The organism is Ancylobacter tetraedralis, assembly GCF_014195655.1.
Taxonomy (GTDB): Bacteria; Pseudomonadota; Alphaproteobacteria; order Rhizobiales; family Xanthobacteraceae; genus Ancylobacter; species Ancylobacter tetraedralis.
In genome coordinates this window covers 55,574-71,162 of sequence record NZ_JACICD010000006.1, presented here as the reverse complement: position 1 = coordinate 71,162, position 15,589 = coordinate 55,574, and the positions used below count along the sequence as shown (strand labels likewise).

Annotated in this window: 15 protein-coding genes; 8 read left to right on the top strand and 7 right to left on the bottom strand. The window is 67.6% G+C overall.

Annotated elements, in window-relative coordinates; genetic code table 11:
* Window positions 1-181 precede the first annotated feature (181 nt).
* From FHS55_RS15770 to FHS55_RS15745, 6 genes are all read left to right on the top strand, one after another.
* Window positions 182-1,054, top strand: a complete 873-nt coding sequence (locus tag FHS55_RS15770; protein ID WP_183190741.1) for an ABC transporter permease subunit — start codon at window positions 182-184, stop codon at window positions 1,052-1,054.
* Between the two features lie 36 nt (window positions 1,055-1,090).
* Window positions 1,091-2,155 carry a branched-chain amino acid ABC transporter permease gene (locus FHS55_RS15765; RefSeq protein WP_183190740.1) on the top strand — a complete coding sequence of 355 codons (1,065 nt, stop codon included), beginning with the start codon at window positions 1,091-1,093 and terminating at the stop codon, window positions 2,153-2,155.
* The gene (locus FHS55_RS15760) at window positions 2,155-2,922 is read left to right on the top strand and encodes an ABC transporter ATP-binding protein (protein ID WP_183190739.1); all 768 of its coding nucleotides are present in this window, start codon (window positions 2,155-2,157) and stop codon (window positions 2,920-2,922) included. Before FHS55_RS15765 ends, FHS55_RS15760 begins: the two co-directional genes overlap by 1 nt.
* A complete protein-coding gene (locus FHS55_RS15755) occupies window positions 2,915-3,628 on the top strand; it encodes an ABC transporter ATP-binding protein (RefSeq protein WP_183190738.1) in 714 nt (237 codons plus the stop codon). Before FHS55_RS15760 ends, FHS55_RS15755 begins: the two co-directional genes overlap by 8 nt.
* A gap of 30 nt (window positions 3,629-3,658) precedes the next feature.
* The gene (locus tag FHS55_RS15750) at window positions 3,659-4,651 is read left to right on the top strand and encodes an acetamidase/formamidase family protein (RefSeq protein WP_183190737.1); all 993 of its coding nucleotides are present in this window, start codon (window positions 3,659-3,661) and stop codon (window positions 4,649-4,651) included.
* 145 nt (window positions 4,652-4,796) lie between these two features.
* Complete coding sequence (locus FHS55_RS15745) at window positions 4,797-6,518, top strand: nitrilase-related carbon-nitrogen hydrolase (protein WP_183190736.1); 1,722 nt, start codon at window positions 4,797-4,799, stop codon at window positions 6,516-6,518.
* 57 nt (window positions 6,519-6,575) lie between these two features.
* Here the strand turns inward: FHS55_RS15745 and FHS55_RS15740 are convergent, their stop codons facing one another.
* From FHS55_RS15740 to FHS55_RS15715, 6 genes are all read right to left on the bottom strand, one after another.
* Window positions 6,576-7,664: a linear amide C-N hydrolase gene (locus FHS55_RS15740; protein ID WP_183190735.1), complete on the bottom strand. Its 1,089-nt coding sequence runs from the start codon at window positions 7,662-7,664 to the stop codon at window positions 6,576-6,578.
* 219 nt (window positions 7,665-7,883) lie between these two features.
* Window positions 7,884-8,636: an SDR family NAD(P)-dependent oxidoreductase gene (locus FHS55_RS15735; RefSeq protein ID WP_183190734.1), complete on the bottom strand. Its 753-nt coding sequence runs from the start codon at window positions 8,634-8,636 to the stop codon at window positions 7,884-7,886.
* 14 nt (window positions 8,637-8,650) lie between these two features.
* Window positions 8,651-9,496, bottom strand: a complete 846-nt coding sequence (locus FHS55_RS15730) for a fumarylacetoacetate hydrolase family protein (protein ID WP_183190733.1) — start codon at window positions 9,494-9,496, stop codon at window positions 8,651-8,653.
* A 73-nt stretch (window positions 9,497-9,569) separates the two neighbouring features.
* Window positions 9,570-10,748: a mandelate racemase/muconate lactonizing enzyme family protein gene (locus FHS55_RS15725; protein WP_246340196.1), complete on the bottom strand. Its 1,179-nt coding sequence runs from the start codon at window positions 10,746-10,748 to the stop codon at window positions 9,570-9,572.
* A 14-nt stretch (window positions 10,749-10,762) separates the two neighbouring features.
* On the bottom strand, window positions 10,763-11,440 hold the full coding sequence (locus FHS55_RS15720) for an amino acid ABC transporter permease (RefSeq protein ID WP_183190731.1): 678 nt from the start codon (window positions 11,438-11,440) through the stop codon (window positions 10,763-10,765).
* A gap of 76 nt (window positions 11,441-11,516) precedes the next feature.
* A complete protein-coding gene (locus FHS55_RS15715; RefSeq protein WP_183190730.1) occupies window positions 11,517-12,386 on the bottom strand; it encodes a substrate-binding periplasmic protein in 870 nt (289 codons plus the stop codon).
* A 369-nt stretch (window positions 12,387-12,755) separates the two neighbouring features.
* On the opposite strand from FHS55_RS15715, the gene FHS55_RS15710 reads away from it, so the two are divergent.
* Window positions 12,756-13,559: a FadR/GntR family transcriptional regulator gene (locus FHS55_RS15710; RefSeq protein WP_246340195.1), complete on the top strand. Its 804-nt coding sequence runs from the start codon at window positions 12,756-12,758 to the stop codon at window positions 13,557-13,559.
* 5 nt (window positions 13,560-13,564) lie between these two features.
* On the top strand, window positions 13,565-14,626 hold the full coding sequence (locus FHS55_RS15705; RefSeq protein ID WP_183190728.1) for an aldose epimerase family protein: 1,062 nt from the start codon (window positions 13,565-13,567) through the stop codon (window positions 14,624-14,626).
* Here FHS55_RS15705 and FHS55_RS15700 read toward each other — a convergent pair.
* Window positions 14,572-15,390, bottom strand: a complete 819-nt coding sequence (locus FHS55_RS15700) for an SDR family NAD(P)-dependent oxidoreductase (RefSeq protein ID WP_183190727.1) — start codon at window positions 15,388-15,390, stop codon at window positions 14,572-14,574. The genes FHS55_RS15705 and FHS55_RS15700 overlap by 55 nt on opposite strands.
* Between the last annotated feature and the right edge of the window lie 199 nt (window positions 15,391-15,589).

The window sequence follows — 15,589 nt, the reverse complement described above, 5'->3', positions numbered from 1 at the left end:
GGCGCGTGACGATGCGCACCGGCGGCGCGGTTAGGCTGGTTCAACCTCCTCGGTCCATCCGCCTCCATCCGCCGCTCGTGCCGGCCCCGACCCGACCCCCCTCCGTGGTCGGGGCCTCCTTCTTCGCGCCGGGTTGTCTTCCCCGCGCCGCCTTTCCCCCGAACCGCAAGGCTGCCCGCCGATGGATGTCGGAACCCTCGCCTTCTCCGCGCTCTACCAGTTCGGCGACGCCTTCGCCTTCCTGGTGCTGTCCGCCTGCGGGCTGGCCGTCATCTTCGGGATGATGGGCGTGATCAATCTCGCGCATGGCGAGTTCATCATGTGCGGCGCCTATGTCACGGTCTCCGCCGCTCATGCCGGCGTGCCGCTGCCGCTCGCCATCCTTCTCGGGGCGGTCGTCTCCGGCCTGGTCGGGGCGGTGGTCGAGATCGTCGTCATCCGTCATCTCTACGACCGGCCGCTGGATACCATCGTCGCCACCTGGGGCCTCAGCCTCATCGGCACGCAGGGCACGCTCATCCTGCTCGGCTCCACCATGGCCGGGGTGGGCACGCCGTTCGGCAGCTTCCCGGTGGGCGGCTATTCCTATTCGGTCTATCGGCTGGTGCTGTTCGCCATGGCGGTGGCCGTGCTCGGCGGCCTCTACGCGCTGTTCAACTGGACGCGGTTCGGCGTCATGGCCCGCGCCACCATCCAGGTGCCGCACATGGCGGCGGCGCTCGGCGTCGACACGCGGCTGGTCTACAGCCTGACCTTCGCGCTCGGCGCCGGGCTCGCCGGGCTGGCCGGCGGGCTCTATGCCCCGACCATGACGCTGGTGCCGACCATGGGCACCACCTTCATCATGGAAGCCTTCGTGACCGTGGTGGTGGGGGGCGCCGACGTGTTCCTCGGCACCGCGCCGGCGGCGGCGCTGCTCGCCGTGGTGAAGGCGACCATGACCTCCTGGTACGGCCAGCTGTTCGGCCAGATCGGCCTGCTGGTCGCCGTCATCATCGTCATACGCGTCCTGCCGCGCGGCATTTCCGGGCTGCTGCTGCGCGAGCGCGCCTGAGCGCACACACGGGAACTGGGACACGAGAATCACACGATGAACGCGCTCACCCGCTTCTTCCGCCGTCTGGAGGGCCCGCAGACACTGGGCCGCGGCCCGCTGTTCTGGCTCGGCTTCGTCGTCGCCGTCGCCTGCGCGATGGCCTATCCGCTGGTCTCGGACGGCTATACGGTCGGCAACACGGTGTATTTCTTCACCTGGATCTTCATGGCGCTCGGCCTGTGCCTGATCTGGGGCTATGGCGGCTCGCTTAGCTTCGGGCAGACGGCATTCTTCGGCATCGCCGGCTACAGCTATGGCATCCTCACCATCAATTTCGGCTCGGCCTACGGCTTCACCTTCGTCGCGCTGGTCTTCGCGGTGTTGCTGGCGGCGCTGTTCGCGGCGCTGATCGGCTATTTCCTGTTCTTCGGACGCATCTCGGGCGTGTTCCTCGGCATCGTCACCCTGTCGGTGACGCTGGTGCTGGAGCGCTTCATGGCACAGACCGCCGGCCCGGAATGGAAGATCGGCAGCGCCCGGCTCAACGGCTTCAACGGCATGAGCAACATGCCTCCGCTCACCCTTCCATGGCCGGGCGGCGACATCGTGCTGTTTCCCGATGTCGAACTCTACTATGTCGTGCTCGCCATGCTGGTGGTGATCTACCTCGCCTTGCGCATCCTGGTGAATTCGCGCTTCGGCAACGTGCTGGTGGCCATCCGCGAGAACCCCGAGCGCGCCGAGATGCTCGGCTATGACATCCGCAAGTACCAGCTCGGCACCTTCGTCATCGGCGCGGCGCTCGCGGGGCTGTCGGGCGTGCTCTACACTTCGTGGGGCCAGTACATCACGCCCTCCAGCATGGGCATGACGGCCGCCGCCCTGCCCATCGTGTGGGTCGCGGTCGGCGGGCGCTCGGATCTCACCACCACGCTGATCGGCACGGTGACCGTGCTCGCCGTGTTCCAGGCGCTCACCATCCACGGCAGCCAGTACGCGCTTGTGGTGATGGGGGCGATGCTGGTGCTCACCGTGCTGCTGGCGCCGAGCGGGCTCATCTTCGCGCTCGCCCGGCTCATCGCCCGACCCTTCGCCAAGCGCCAGCCGGGAGACCTGTGATGCCGCTTCTGGAGACACGCGCGCTCAACAAGAGGTTCGGCGGCCTGCACGTCACCAACAATGTCGACCTCGCGCTGGAGACCGGGCAGGTGCATTGCCTGATCGGGCCGAACGGCGCGGGCAAGTCGACCCTGTTCCGCCTCATCCTCGGCGAGCACCCGCCAAGCTCGGGCGCCATCCTGTTCGCCGGCGAGGACATCACCGCGCTCAAGCCGTTCCAGCGCATCCGCCGCGGCATGAGCGTGAAATTCCAGGTGCCGGGCATCTTCAAGGCGCTGAGCGTTCGGCAGAATCTCGAGATCGCGATGCAGCACCATTACGACCCGGCGAGCCTCTCGCGGGAGATCGGCGCGCTGCTCGACTTCCTCAACCTCACCGCCGACGCGGGGCGGCTGGCCGGCAACCTGTCGCACGGGCAGAAGCAGTGGCTGGAGATCGGCATGGCGGTCAGCCTCAAGCCGCGCCTGCTGCTGCTCGACGAGCCGACCGCCGGCATGTCGCCGGAGGAGACCCATGCCACCGGCGAGATGGTCAAGCGGCTCAACGCCGAGGGCATGACGGTGCTGGCGGTGGAGCACGACATGGCCTTCGTGCGCCAGGTCGCGGACCAGGTCACGGTGCTGCATCTGGGCAAGGTGTTCGCTCAAGGAACCATCGACGCCATCGTCGCCGACGAGCGGGTGGCGGCCATCTATCTCGGGCAGGCGACAGCGCAGGAAGCGGCACACGACACGTCTCATGCACAGACCGGGGGCGTCCATGCGTAAGGAAGTCATGCTCTCCACGCTCGGCCTGCGGGCCGGCTATGGCGGCAAGCCGGTGCTGCAGGGGCTCGACCTCGACGTGCGCGAGGGCGAGATCGTCGCGGTGATCGGGCGCAACGGCGTGGGCAAGTCGACGCTGATGAAGAGCCTGATCGGCTTGGTGCCGGCCATGGAAGGCTCGATCGTCTATCGCGACAAGCCGGTGGAGGGCCTGTCCGCGTTCAAGCGCGCTCGGCTCGGCATCGGCTACGTGCCGCAGGGCCGCGACGTGTTCCCCCGCCTCAGCGTGGGAGAGAACATCGCGGTCGGCGGCATGCGCAAAGGCGGCGTCTCGGACGCCGACCGCCGGCGCGTGCTCGGCTATTTCCCGATTCTGGAGGAGCGCTGGGCGCAGCGCGCCGGCACCCTCTCGGGCGGCCAGCAGCAGCAGCTCGCCATTGGCCGCGTGCTGGTGGCCAACCCCTCGCTCATCCTGCTCGACGAGCCGTCCGAGGGCATCCAGCCCAACATCGTGCAGGACATTGCCCGCATCATGGTGCAGCTCAACAAGGATACCGGCGTCACCATCGTTCTGGTCGAGCAGAATATCGACATGATCCGCGCGATGGCCCAGCGCTGCTACGTGCTGGACAAGGGCCGCATCGTCGCCAAGCTCGAACGCGAGGCGCTCGCCGATGGCGAGGCCATGCGTCGCCACCTCGCCGTCTGATCGCGACAGCCAGAAACCAAGGAGAAAACCATGTCCTGGCTCGAAAATTCCATCATGGCGCGCAAAGGCCTCGCCAAGGGCCAGCCGGGCGCGTCCCACACCCTGACCGAAGCGGAGCAGGGCACCTATCACTATGTCTACGGCCCCTATGTCTCCCCCGTGCTGGAGGTCGATCCGGGCGCGGTGGTCGCCGCCGAGACGCATGACGCGTTCGAGGGCAAGATCCGCCACGAGACCGACAACCCGCTGGAGATCCTCAACTTCCCCTATCTCAACCCGCAGAATGGGCCGATCTACGTCAAGGGCGCGGAGAAGGGCGACACCATCGCCATTTACATCAAGAGCATCGTGCCGCGCGGCGAGCAGCCGGTGGGCACCACGCTCATCATGCCGGATTTCGGCGGGCTGGTGCCGACCAAGGACACCGCCATGCTCAACGCGCCGCTGCCGGTGCGGGTGAAGAAGCTGCATGTCGATGCGCAGACCGGCACGAAGTGGAACGACACGATCACGCTGCCCTACGTGCCCTTCATCGGCACCATCGGCACCTCGCCGGAGATCGAGGCGATCACCTCGCTTCAGCCGGACTATTACGGCGGCAACATGGACCTGCCCGATGTCGGCGTCGGCGCCGTCGTCTACCTGCCGGTGAACACCAAGGGCGGCCTCGTCTATCTCGGCGACTGCCACGCCACGCAGGGCGACGGCGAATTGTGCGGTGTCGCGCTGGAGCACCCGACCGTCACCACCATCCAGATCGACCTGATCAAGGGCTGGACCATCTCCACCCCCCGCCTGGAGACGGAAGAGTTCATCATGTCGATCGGCTCCACCCGGCCGATGGAGGACGCCACCCGCATGGCCTATCGCGACCTCATCCGCTGGATGGCGGCCGATTTCGGCTTCGACGAGATCGAGGCCTATATGCTGCTGACCCAGTGCGGCCGCGTGCGGCTCGGCAACATGGTCGATCCGAAATACACGATGGGCGCCTCGATCCTGAAGTCGTACCTGAAGCCCTGAGCGCCGCCCGCGCCCTCTCCCCGCCGGGGAGAGGGCCATGCTGGGCCTGGCGCTCGCCAACATCCCTCATCACCGCCCTCTTTCGCCAGCCACTTCTCCCCGCGGGGAGAGGAAGGCCGCGCCGCGTCTTGCCCGGAGAACCAACATGCCCAGCCCGCTCAAGGTCGCCGCCGTGCAGTTCGAGCCGACCCTGTTCGAGAAGGAGCGCAACATCGCGCGCCTTGTCGCGATGGTCAGGCAAGCCGCCGAGGCCGGCGCGGACCTGATCGTGACGCCGGAAATGGGCACGACCGGCTATTGCTGGTTCGACCGCGCCGAGGTCGCGCCCTTCGTCGAGACCATCCCCGGCCCCACGACCGGGCGGTTCGCGCAGGTGGCGCGCGAACAGGGCTGCCACATCGTCATCGGCATGCCGGAGGTCGATCCCGCCACCGGGCTCTATTACAACGCCGCCGTGCTGATCGGGCCTTCGGGCGTGGTCGGCACCCATCGCAAGACGCATCCCTATATTTCCGAGCCGAAATGGTCGGCGCCGGGCGATCTCGGCCATCAGGTGTTCGATACGCCGATCGGCCGCATCGCGCTCCTGGTGTGCATGGACATCCATTTCATCGAGACCGCGCGGCTGGCCGGGCTCGGCGGGGCCGACATCATCTGCCACATTTCCAACTGGCTGGCCGAGCGCACCCCGGCGCCCTACTGGATCACCCGGGCGGTGGAGAACAGCTGCTATCTCATCGAGGCCAATCGCTGGGGGCTGGAGCGCACGGTGCAGTTCTCCGGCGGCAGCTGCGTGATCGGGCCGGACGGCGCGATCGAGGCGGTGATCGATGGCGGCGACGGCATCGCCTATGCGCAGATCGACCTGGAGCGGGCGCGGGCGCGGCGCATGCTCGGCGAGAGCGTGTTCGAGCAGCGCCGGCCGGAGCTTTACATGGAGCTGCCGACCCACACCCATAGCTGGAACCCGCTCGATTTCTTCGCCCTGTACGGCCACCGGCCGCTGCCGCCCGGCCGGCGCTCGCGCGTCGCGGTGGCGCAGTTCGCCCCCACCGGCGATGTGAGCGCCAATCTCGCGCGCATCGAGGAACTGGCGGCGCAGGCCGCGCACGAGACGGGGGCTGAACTGGTGGTGTTTCCCGAGCGCGCGCTCACCGGTCTGGAGGCTCCCGCCGCGGTGCGGCTGGACGGGCCGGCTTTGGCGCGCCTGATCGCGATCGCCGCCCGCCACCGCGTGCATATCATCGCGGGTCTGGCGGAGGAGGATGACGCGGGGCTTTACAACAGCGCCGTGCTGGTGGGCCCGCAGGGCGTCGTCGGCCGCCATCGCAAGCTGCATCTCGACGCGTCCGACCATAATTGGGCGACGCCGGGCGCGGACTGGGGCGTGTTCGACACGATGTTCGGCCGTGTCGGCGTACTGATCGGCCATGACGCCGCCTTCCCCGAGGCGGGGCGCGTGCTGGCACTGCGCGGCTGCGACCTCATCCTCTGCCCGGCGGCGCTGCGGGGCAACCTTACCGCCGCGCATGCCGGCTCAACCGTGGCGCAGAATTACCCGATCCCGACCGGTGCGGACCCCCATCACTGGCACCTGATGCGCGCCCGCGCCGGCGAGAACAACGTGTTTCTCGCCTTCGCCAATGTCATCGACGAGAGCGCCGGCTATCGCGGCAAGAGCGGCGTGTTCGGGCCGGACACGTTCGAATTCCCGCGTCGCGAGGCGATCCTGGGCGAGGGTGAGGGCGTGGTGGCCGCCGAGATCGACACCACCAACCTCGATACGCGCTACCCCACCAATGTGGTGCGCCGCAAGGATCTGGTGACGATGCGCCAGCCGCACCACTATTTGCCGCTGATCCGCTGAGCGGTCACAGAGGCGGCCGGGCGGAGATTGCCGCCCGGCGCGCTGTTCAGGCCGCGCTCACAGGCCGGTCGAGGGCAGGAAGGTGAAGGCGGGCGTGGGGACGAACTTGTCGGCCGCGTTGCCGGAATAGACCTTGCCGCCGGCGATGGTCAGCTTCTTCACCGGTGCGCCTTCCTTCAGGTCGAGATCGGTGAGCGGCACCCAGAAGGAGTTCGGGCTGGTCGAGCTGTCGAAGAAGTAGATCTTGTGGGTCTGGTCGGAAATGGTGCGCCAGAGCGTGGACGAAATGTTCGGCTGGCCCGGCGTGGTGATGCCGAGCGGCACGCTGACGGAGCGCATCACGCCGAGCACGCTGGCGGCCGCCTGATACTCGAACTTCTGCTCCGGCACCGCGCTGATATAGTTCGGGTCGACCTTCTTCGGGATCGCGTCGACGAGGAACGAGGCGCGGGCGAAGCGGTCGGCGGCGCGGTTGGTGCCGGGCAGGAAGGTGAGGCCGCCAATGCCCTTCCAGTAGGCATTGAGCGCGAGCTGCTGGTCGAAGCTCGGCGAGTTGGTCATCACGTTGTACTGCTTGCCGTGATGCACCACGAGCTTGCCGCCGATATACTCGAAGATCGCGGAATCGCCGGTGGCGTCGGAAATGGCGAGGTGCAGCTGCGCGCCCTGGCCGTTGGGCAGCTTCGGCGCGATGACGCGGAACGGCTCCTTGGACAGCGCTTCCACCGCTTCGGCGACGGTGCCGAAATTATCGAGCGCATACTGCGCCCACACGCTGATCGAGATGGCGGGCTTGCCATCCGGCTGGCCATAGTCGGATTCGGCGAGATAGAGCAGGTTGGCGACCAAGCCCGCCTCGTTCATGCCATCCGCCGAGCCGACATCGTAGCCGGAGGCGATGACGCTGCCATATTTCGAGGTCCATTTCGGCGTGCCCGCCCCGCCGGCGCCGTCGCGGGATATGCCCTTGGGGAATGCCCACAGGTTGGTGTGCATGTCCTCGGCCCAGTCCATCGACCGACCGGTGATGACGAGGCCATTATCGGCCACATACATCGCGCGCGTGCAAGCAAGCGCCGGGGCGACAGCGGCGAAAGAGAATGCAACCGCGGATGCCGCGGCTACGAAACGTGAAATCCGGTTCATTACACACCGACCTTGTTCAAGTGTCCAATATAGTTGGGACACGGCCACGACTGTGGCGTGACAGGAATACCACTTCCGTGGCGCGCGGTCGATTTCACGCTGAGCCACGCCATGCCCGGCGCATTCCGGGCGACCGGAACAACCCAGATCGCCCGGACAACCTGCCGGTCGGACTTGAACGCTGGCGAGGGCTCCCCGTGTCCGGATCGGGTCGCCTCCTCAATAGACGGCGCGTCCGCCGGAAATGTCGAAAACCGCTCCGGTGGAGAAGGCGCAGTCTTCCGATGACAGCCACGCGATCAGCGCGGCCGCCTCCTCTACCGCGAGGAAGCGGTTCATCGGAATCTTCGAGAGCATGAAGTCGATATGCTCCTGCTTCATCTGGTCGAAGATCTCGGTTTTCGCCGCCGCCGGGGTGATGGCGTTGACCAGCACGTTGGACGTCGCCAGTTCCTTGGCGAGCGATTTGGTCAGCCCGATCAGTCCCGCCTTCGACGCGGAATAATGAGAAGCATTCGGGTTGCCCTCCTTCCCCGCGATGGAGGCGACATTGACGATGCGACCCCAGCCATTGGCCAGAAGATGCGGGACCACCGCCTTGGCGGTGAGGAACGGCCCGATCAGGTTGACGTCGATGACGCGTCGCCAGGTCTCGCTGTCCAGTTCCCACAGCTTGCCATTGCCACCGGTGATGCCGGCATTGTTGACCAGAATGTCGATCTTGCCGTGGGCTGCCGCAGTGGCCGCCGTCGCGGCCTGCACCGAGGCCTCGTCCGTGAGTTCGACGACGTGGGTCGACACGGTGCCGAGGGCCTTCAAGGCGGTTGCCGCTGCGTCGAGCCGCGCGCCGTCGATGTCCCACAGAGCGACGCGGGCGCCGGAGGCGAGGAAGCGCTCGGCGGCGGCATAGCCGATGCCGCGCGCGCCGCCGGTGATGATGGCCGCGCGCCCGTTCAGGTCGATGACGTTCATAACCTGTTTTCCTTTCAGGCCGCCGGAACGGTTGTCTGCTGCTGTTCGCCGAGGCCGGAAATGGCCAGGCGCATGGTCTGGCCGGCTTTCAGATAGACCGGCGGCTTCTGCCCGAGGCCGACCCCTGGCGGCGTGCCGGTCGTGATGATGTCGCCCGGCTGCAGGCTCATGAACTGGCTGATATAGGAGACGATGAACGGGACGCTGAAGATCATCGTGCGCGTGGAGCCGTTCTGGTAGCGCTTGCCGTCCACCTCCAGCCACATGTCGAGCACATGCGGATCGGGGATCTCGTCGGTGGTCACCAGCCACGGGCCGACGGGGCCGAACGTGTCGCAGCCCTTGCCCTTGTCCCATTGACCGCCACGCTCGATCTGGAAGGCGCGCTCGGACACATCGTTGACGATGCAATAGCCGGCCACGTGATCATAGGCCTCCTCGACGCCGACATATTTCGCCGTCTTGCCGATGACGATGCCGAGTTCGACCTCCCAGTCGGTCTTTTCCGAGCCACGCGGGATTTCCACATTGTCATAGGCGCCGACAATGCAGTTCGGCGGCTTCATGAACAGCACCGGCTCGGTGGGGATCGCCATGCCCGCTTCCTCGGCATGGTCGGAATAGTTGAGGCCGACGCAGACGAATTTGCCGACGGAGCCGACGCAGGCACCGATGCGCGGGGAGCCCTCGACCGCCGGGAGCGTCGCGGGATCGAGCGCGCGCAGCTTCGCGAGGGTTTCCGGCAGCAGCGCGGCGCCGGCAATGTCGGGCACGTGCGCGCGGAGATCGCGCAGCACGCCATGGCTGTCGAGGAGCGCCGGGCGCTCCGCCCCGATTGCCCCGTAGCGGACCAGTTTCATCGAATCCTCCTCTTCATTGTCGTCGTCGCGGCCTCACGGGGGCGCGCGTTCGGTCTGCCAATTGGACGCGCCTTCACTCGGGGGCGAACAGCGCCGCCGGCGCATGGGTGAAGCGGGCCAGGGCGTGCGGGTCGAGCGAGACGCCGAGGCCCGGACGGGCGGGAATGCGCAGGTAACCCTCGTCATCGACCGTGAACGGCTCGCGGACGATGCCATCGACATAGGGGCTGCCGCCGATGAACTCGACGAGGTCGCAATGGGGCATGGCGCTCGCCAGTTGCAGGTCGGCGGCAAGGCCAAGCGCGGTGTTCCAGCCATGTCCGACATATTTCACGCCGAATTCGTCGGCGAGCCAGGCGATGCGCCGCTGCTCGCTGATGCCGCCGACCTTGGTGACATCGGGCTGGACGATGTCGAAGGCGCCCCTGGCCAGCCAGGGCAGGAAGCTCTGGCGGCGGGTGAGCACCTCGCCGCCCGCGATCGGCACCGGGCTGGCGCGCCGCAGCACGCAGAAATCCTCCAGCGCGTCCGGCCGCAGCGCCTCCTCGAACCAGCCGACGCCATAATCCTTCAGCATCTGCGCGGTGTTGAGCGCCCATTTCAGCCCTTGCGGCCAGTGCGCATCGGAGGCGCCGGCATCGACGAAGAGCTGCGCATCGGGCCCGGCCGCCTCGCGTGCCGCGCGTACGATCGCCTCGTCGAGCCGCGCATCGTCACGGCGGCCGAACGGACCCCAGCCGATCTTGAAGGCGCGGAAGCCGCGTTCGCGATGGGGGGCGATGACATCGGCCATGCGCGCGGGCTCCTCCATGAGCAGGGAGCAATAGGGCTTCACCCGCTCGCGATAGGTGCCGCCCAGCAGCCGGCCGACCGGCTGCCCGAGCGCCTTGCCGAGAATATCCCACAGCGCGATGTCGATGCCGCTGATGGCATGGGTCAGGCTGCCGCCGCGTCCCATCCAGAAGGTGTTCTGGTGGAGTTTCTCGGTGACGCGCTCCGGCTCCAGCGCGTTCTCCCCGCGCCACAGCGGCTCCAGCACCTCCACCGCCGCGCTCGCCAGCCGCCCGTCGGTGAACACGCTGCCATGGCCGGTGAGGCCTTCCTCTGTGTGCACGGCGATGAGCGCATGCACGGAATCCTCCGGCCGGATCTCCGCCGACCAGCCTCCCTTGGGGCTCTCGCCGAAGAGCGGGGCGACATGGATCGAGCGGATCGTCACCTTGGGCAAGGCGGGCAGGGAAGAGGCACTCAACGGACGGCTCCTGTTCATTTGCGGCTGGCCGACGCCCAGCCGCGCTGCGACCAGCGCTCCAGCCGCCGGACCAGCAGCGCGGCGGGGTAGCCGACGGAGAAGTAGAGGATCGCTGTGACGGTATAGACAGTGAAATACTGGTAGTTGCGCGCGGCGATGATCTGGCCGGAGAACATCAGTTCCTGCACGGTTACGACCGAGGCCAGCGCGGTGTCCTTGAACAGCGCGATCAGATAATTGCCCAGCGCCGGCAGCACGACGCGGAAGGCCTGCGGGAAGATGACCTTCACGAAGGTGACGGTCGGCTTGAGACCGAGGCTCTGTGCCGCCTCGTACTGGCTTCTCGGCACCGCCTGGATGCCGGAGCGATAGACCTCGCTCATGAAGGCGGAATAGTTGACCGTGAGGCCGATAATGGCGGCGGTCATCGGCTCCAGCCGGATGCCGGCGCTGGGCAGCACGTAATAGATGTAGATCAGCTGCAGGATCAGCGGCGTGGCGCGGATGAACTCGACATAGAAGTCGGCCGGCCAGCGGATCCAGCGCCGCGGCGACAGCCGCGCCAGCGCGATGGGAATGGCCAGCACGCCGGCGAGCAGGATCACGACGACGGTGAGGAAGGTCGTTACCGCCAGACCCTGCAGGAAGACCGAGCCGTAATCGTGGACGACCGAAAAATCGAGCAGGTTCATGAGACGTGGCGCCGGGGATTGGGAATGATCAGGCGAGGATGGCCCGGGTCATGCCGGTGTCCCCGGCGGGCATTGGTCAGAGCGGGAAGAAGAACAGGTTGCGGTTGGTGAGGCCGTATTTCTTCAGCACGGCGGTCGCCAGCCCGTTGCCGCGCACTTCCGCCAGCCCCTGGCTGAAGGCGCTGCGCAGCGAGCAGTCGTCCTTGCGCAGGGCATAGCGGGCATAGCCGTAGCCATATTTGAAGATCAGCTCGTCCGGGATGGCGACGCCCGCGACGATCTCGATCGGCGAAGAGCCGTTGGCCTTCATGAACTCGATGATCTTCACGTCGTCGTCGAGGATGGCGTCGACCCGGCCGGTGGAAATGGCGGCGAATTCCTCGGCGTCGGTCTGGAAGGGCGTGACCGCCACGCCGATCTTGCGCAGATACTCATCCGCCGCCGAGCCGGCGATGGCCCCCACCTTCTTGCCCTTGAGCGTGTCGAACGAGGTGATGCCGGCCGGGTTGCCCTTGGCCACCACGATGGCCGGGCCGTACCACCAGGCCGGGCCGGAGAAGGACACCGCCTTCAGGCGGTCGGGCGTGACGTGGATATTCGCGGACACGATGTCGATGCGCTTGGCCAGCAGCGCCGGTATGAGCTGGCCGAACGGCATCACCTCATATTTGAACTTCGTGACGCCCGCCCATTTCAGCGCCGCCTCGACCAGCTCGATATCGAGGCCGCCGGCCTGCTTGGTGGCGGGGTCGAGCGAGGAATAGGGCGGGGAGGGCGAGAAGCCCAGCGTGACACCGTCCGTCCTGGCCTTGGCCAGCGAGGGGTCGCCGCAATTGTCGAACAGCGGCGGCGCCTCGAACTGGAATTGCTGCGCCATCGCGCCTGCACTGAACGCGCCTGCACTTGCCACGGCCACGAACAAGGCCGCCAGAACCGATTTCAGCATGGCTTTCTCCTCTTTTCGGAATGGCCGGCTTGCCGCCGACACGGTTGTTGATAAAAATATGACTTCTTGAGATTATCCTGTCCAGACAGTTCGCGGTGTGCGGTGCATCAAAATACAAAAATATGACTTATGGTGAGTTTCTCGCTCCGCCATGCCGCGCCCGGGGGGTGACGGCGCGCGCTCCGGCGTCGCGGCTCGGCGACCGGGTCGGCAGCGCGTGCACGCGCTTTGCATGGACAGGCGCGCCATGTGCCTATACCGGGGCACGCCCGGCCCGTCCGTGCGATCCTCGCGGCGCTGGTCGCGGTTGCCCCCTGGAAGCGGTTGGTCGTTGGAACATGGAGAGCAAGCTTGGTGGAACGGTCGTCCATGTCCCGTCGCCGCGCTGAGGCCGCCGATGCGTCCGGCACTGCGGGCGAGGAGCGCCCGCTGCGTCCGACGCGGCCCTCGGGTTACCGGATCAGCGGGCTGCAGGGGCATGTCATCACCGAGCTTGGCCGCGCCATCGTCTCCGGCCGCTTCGCGCCGGGTGAATTGCTGCCGCGCGAGCCGCAGCTGATGGCCGAATTCTCCGCGAGCCGCCCCTCGTTGCGCGAGGCGCTGAAGGTGCTGGCCGCCAAGGGCCTCATCGAGATGCGCCAGAAGGTGGGCACGCGGGTGCGCCCGCGCGACCTGTGGAACACGTTCGACAGCGACGTGCTGGCCTGGCACCTCGGCGACGAGGGCGCCGGCCCGGGCCAGCGCGACAGCATGCTGCGCGATCTCATCGAACTGCGGCAGGTGATCGAGCCGACCGCCGCGCAGCTCGCCGCCGGCCGCGCCACGATGGAGGACCTGCGCCGAATCCGCGCCGCCGTGCAGGCGATGGAGGCGGCGACGGGCGACATGGCGAGCTATGCCCGGGCCGATGTCGCGTTCCACATGGCGGTGTTCACCGCGAGCCATAACGCGCTGTTCGCCCAGTTCGCCCATCTCGTGGCCGATTTCCTGCGCCTGAGCTTCTCCATCCAGCAGGAGGCCCTCAACGAGCGCGACAACCGCATCGAGGATGACGTCGCCCAGCACCGGCTGGTGTTCGAGGCGATCAATAGCGGCGAGGGGGAAAGCGCCGCGCGGGCGATGCGCAACGTGATCCTCAACGGCAAGAACTCGCTGCTGGCGGCGCTCGGCTGACGCGCATGGAGCCGGTCCATCTCGCCTGGGCGCATGGCTTCCTACGGGCGATTCCGACCGGGGCGATGATCACCGATCTCGCGTTCCGGCTGTCCGGAGGCGTTGATTTCGCCCCTTTTGCGCACCGTCACTGGTCGCCCGACGATCCCGCGCTCGGCCACCTGCCCGCGCATCTGCGCCATCTCGGAGCGGAGTTCGTCTGCCTTCCCTTCGGGGTGGGCGGGGAGGTCGAGGGCATCGCGGCGCCATGGCAGGGGCTCGGTCTGGAGCGGTGCAACGTGCCCGCCCACGGGTTTGCTGCCAATGCCGAATGGACGCTGGCGGAGCGCAGCGCGACGCGGCTTTGTTTCACGCTCGACTATCCCGGCGATCATGCCGTGCGGCGGCTGACCCGCGTGCTGGCGGTGCAGCCCCATGCACCCGCGCTCGATCTTACCTTGACCGTCGAGGCCCGGCGGGCGGGCCGCGTGTCGCTTGGCCTGCATCCCATCCTCTCGCTCGACGCCCCGCCGGAGAGCGTGCACCTCCGCGCCGCCTTCCGCCACGGCCTCACCTATCCCGCCGCCGTGCCGGGCGCGGCCATGCTGGCCGCCATTGGGGGAGAGTTCGGCTCGCTCGCCGCGGTGCCGGCGCGCGACGGCGGCATGGTCGACCTGTCGCGCCTGCCCAAGGCGCGGCCGGTGGAGGATGTGGTGCTGCTCTGCGACCTCAACGGGCCGGTGGAGATCGATTTCCCCGCGCGCGCGGCGACGCTGATGCTGGACTGGGATCGGCGCCTGCTGCCCTCCTGCCAGCTCTGGATCAGCGACCGGGCGCTCCATGACGCACCCTGGGCCGGCCGCTATCGTGGGCTCGGCGTGGAGCCGGTCGCCTCCTGCTTCGACTTCGCCGAGGCGGTATCGCTGGGCGACAACCCGGTGCGCGCCGGCGGCACGGCGACGAGCCTGGCGATCGACCCGGAGCGGCCGGTGGAGATCGCCTACCGCCTGTCCGCGCGGCCTCTCGGCGAGGTTCAGAAGGTTGCGGACAGGCCGCCATCGACCAGCAGGACCTGCCCGGTGACATAGCGGGCATCGTCCGAGCAGAGGAAGAAGGCCGGCCCGGCAATATCCACGGGCGTTCCGGGGCGGCGCAGCGGAATGCGGCCGTGGCGGATATAGATGTCGCGGAACCAGTCGGTTTCATGCTCGTGGCCGGCGCCCTCGGGCAGCAATGCCATCGCCGTGTCGATGAAGCCCGGTGCCAGCGCGTTGACCAGAATGCCGTCATCGGCGAGGTCGCAGGCGAGCGCGCGGGTGAAATTCACCAGCGCGCCCTTCGCCGTGGCATAGGCGAGGGAATCGCGCGCACCGCGCAGGCCCTGGATGGACACGATGTTGAGGATCCGCCGGCCCGCGCCCGCCCGGCGGATCAGCGGCAGCATGGCCAGCGTGACGCGGACCGCGCCGTCCTGGTTGATGTCCAGCACCCCGCGATAATGCGCGAAGCTCATCGTGTCGATGCCGCGCGTGTCGAGGATCGCCGCGTTGTTCACCACGATCTCGCAGCGGCCGTGACGTGCTTCGACGGCGGCGGCCAGCGCCGCCACCGATTCGGGATCGGCAATATCCACCCGCACCGCCATCGCCGTCTTGCCGAGGCGGGCGGCAACCGCGTGGGCGCCGGCTTCGTCGATGTCGGCGATAACCACCTGCGCGCCCTCCGTGGCCAGCCTTTCGGCAATGCCGGCGCCAATGCCGTGCGCCGCGCCGGTGACGAGCGCGACGCGCCCGGCAAGGCGGCGGGCGGCGAGCGGGTCGCCGAGCGGGGTGGCGGGGGCTTGCGGTGTCATGGATCTTCCGGTCGGGTCACGAGGTGGGCGACGAAAGCGGAGCGGAGGGGACGGGCCATCTGCGCCGCCCGCCGGCGCGCAGCAGGTATCCGAGGCTCATCATAAAATATGATATTTAAGATGGTCAATCACTGGTCGTGCTGCAGGGCGCGTCGAAAGCCAGCGCCGCCGCCGATAAGGCCGGGCTGGCGCGCAGGTA

What these genes read in the sequence shown, in the direction of transcription:
- FHS55_RS15755 (WP_183190738.1), top strand. Translation starts at nt 2,915, where the DNA reads ATGCGTAAGGAAGTCATGCTCTCCACGCTCGGCCTGCGGGCCGGCTAT.
- FHS55_RS15720 (WP_183190731.1), bottom strand. Translation starts at nt 11,440, where the DNA reads ATGAACCTGCTCGATTTTTCGGTCGTCCACGATTACGGCTCGGTCTTC.
- FHS55_RS15710 (WP_246340195.1), top strand. Translation starts at nt 12,756, where the DNA reads ATGTCCCGTCGCCGCGCTGAGGCCGCCGATGCGTCCGGCACTGCGGGC.
- FHS55_RS15770 (WP_183190741.1), top strand. Translation starts at nt 182, where the DNA reads ATGGATGTCGGAACCCTCGCCTTCTCCGCGCTCTACCAGTTCGGCGAC.
- FHS55_RS15745 (WP_183190736.1), top strand. Translation starts at nt 4,797, where the DNA reads ATGCCCAGCCCGCTCAAGGTCGCCGCCGTGCAGTTCGAGCCGACCCTG.
- FHS55_RS15735 (WP_183190734.1), bottom strand. Translation starts at nt 8,636, where the DNA reads ATGAACGTCATCGACCTGAACGGGCGCGCGGCCATCATCACCGGCGGC.
- FHS55_RS15750 (WP_183190737.1), top strand. Translation starts at nt 3,659, where the DNA reads ATGTCCTGGCTCGAAAATTCCATCATGGCGCGCAAAGGCCTCGCCAAG.
- FHS55_RS15705 (WP_183190728.1), top strand. Translation starts at nt 13,565, where the DNA reads ATGGAGCCGGTCCATCTCGCCTGGGCGCATGGCTTCCTACGGGCGATT.
- FHS55_RS15740 (WP_183190735.1), bottom strand. Translation starts at nt 7,664, where the DNA reads ATGAACCGGATTTCACGTTTCGTAGCCGCGGCATCCGCGGTTGCATTC.
- FHS55_RS15760 (WP_183190739.1), top strand. Translation starts at nt 2,155, where the DNA reads ATGCCGCTTCTGGAGACACGCGCGCTCAACAAGAGGTTCGGCGGCCTG.
- FHS55_RS15730 (WP_183190733.1), bottom strand. Translation starts at nt 9,496, where the DNA reads ATGAAACTGGTCCGCTACGGGGCAATCGGGGCGGAGCGCCCGGCGCTC.
- FHS55_RS15700 (WP_183190727.1), bottom strand. Translation starts at nt 15,390, where the DNA reads ATGACACCGCAAGCCCCCGCCACCCCGCTCGGCGACCCGCTCGCCGCC.
- FHS55_RS15765 (WP_183190740.1), top strand. Translation starts at nt 1,091, where the DNA reads ATGAACGCGCTCACCCGCTTCTTCCGCCGTCTGGAGGGCCCGCAGACA.
- FHS55_RS15715 (WP_183190730.1), bottom strand. Translation starts at nt 12,386, where the DNA reads ATGCTGAAATCGGTTCTGGCGGCCTTGTTCGTGGCCGTGGCAAGTGCA.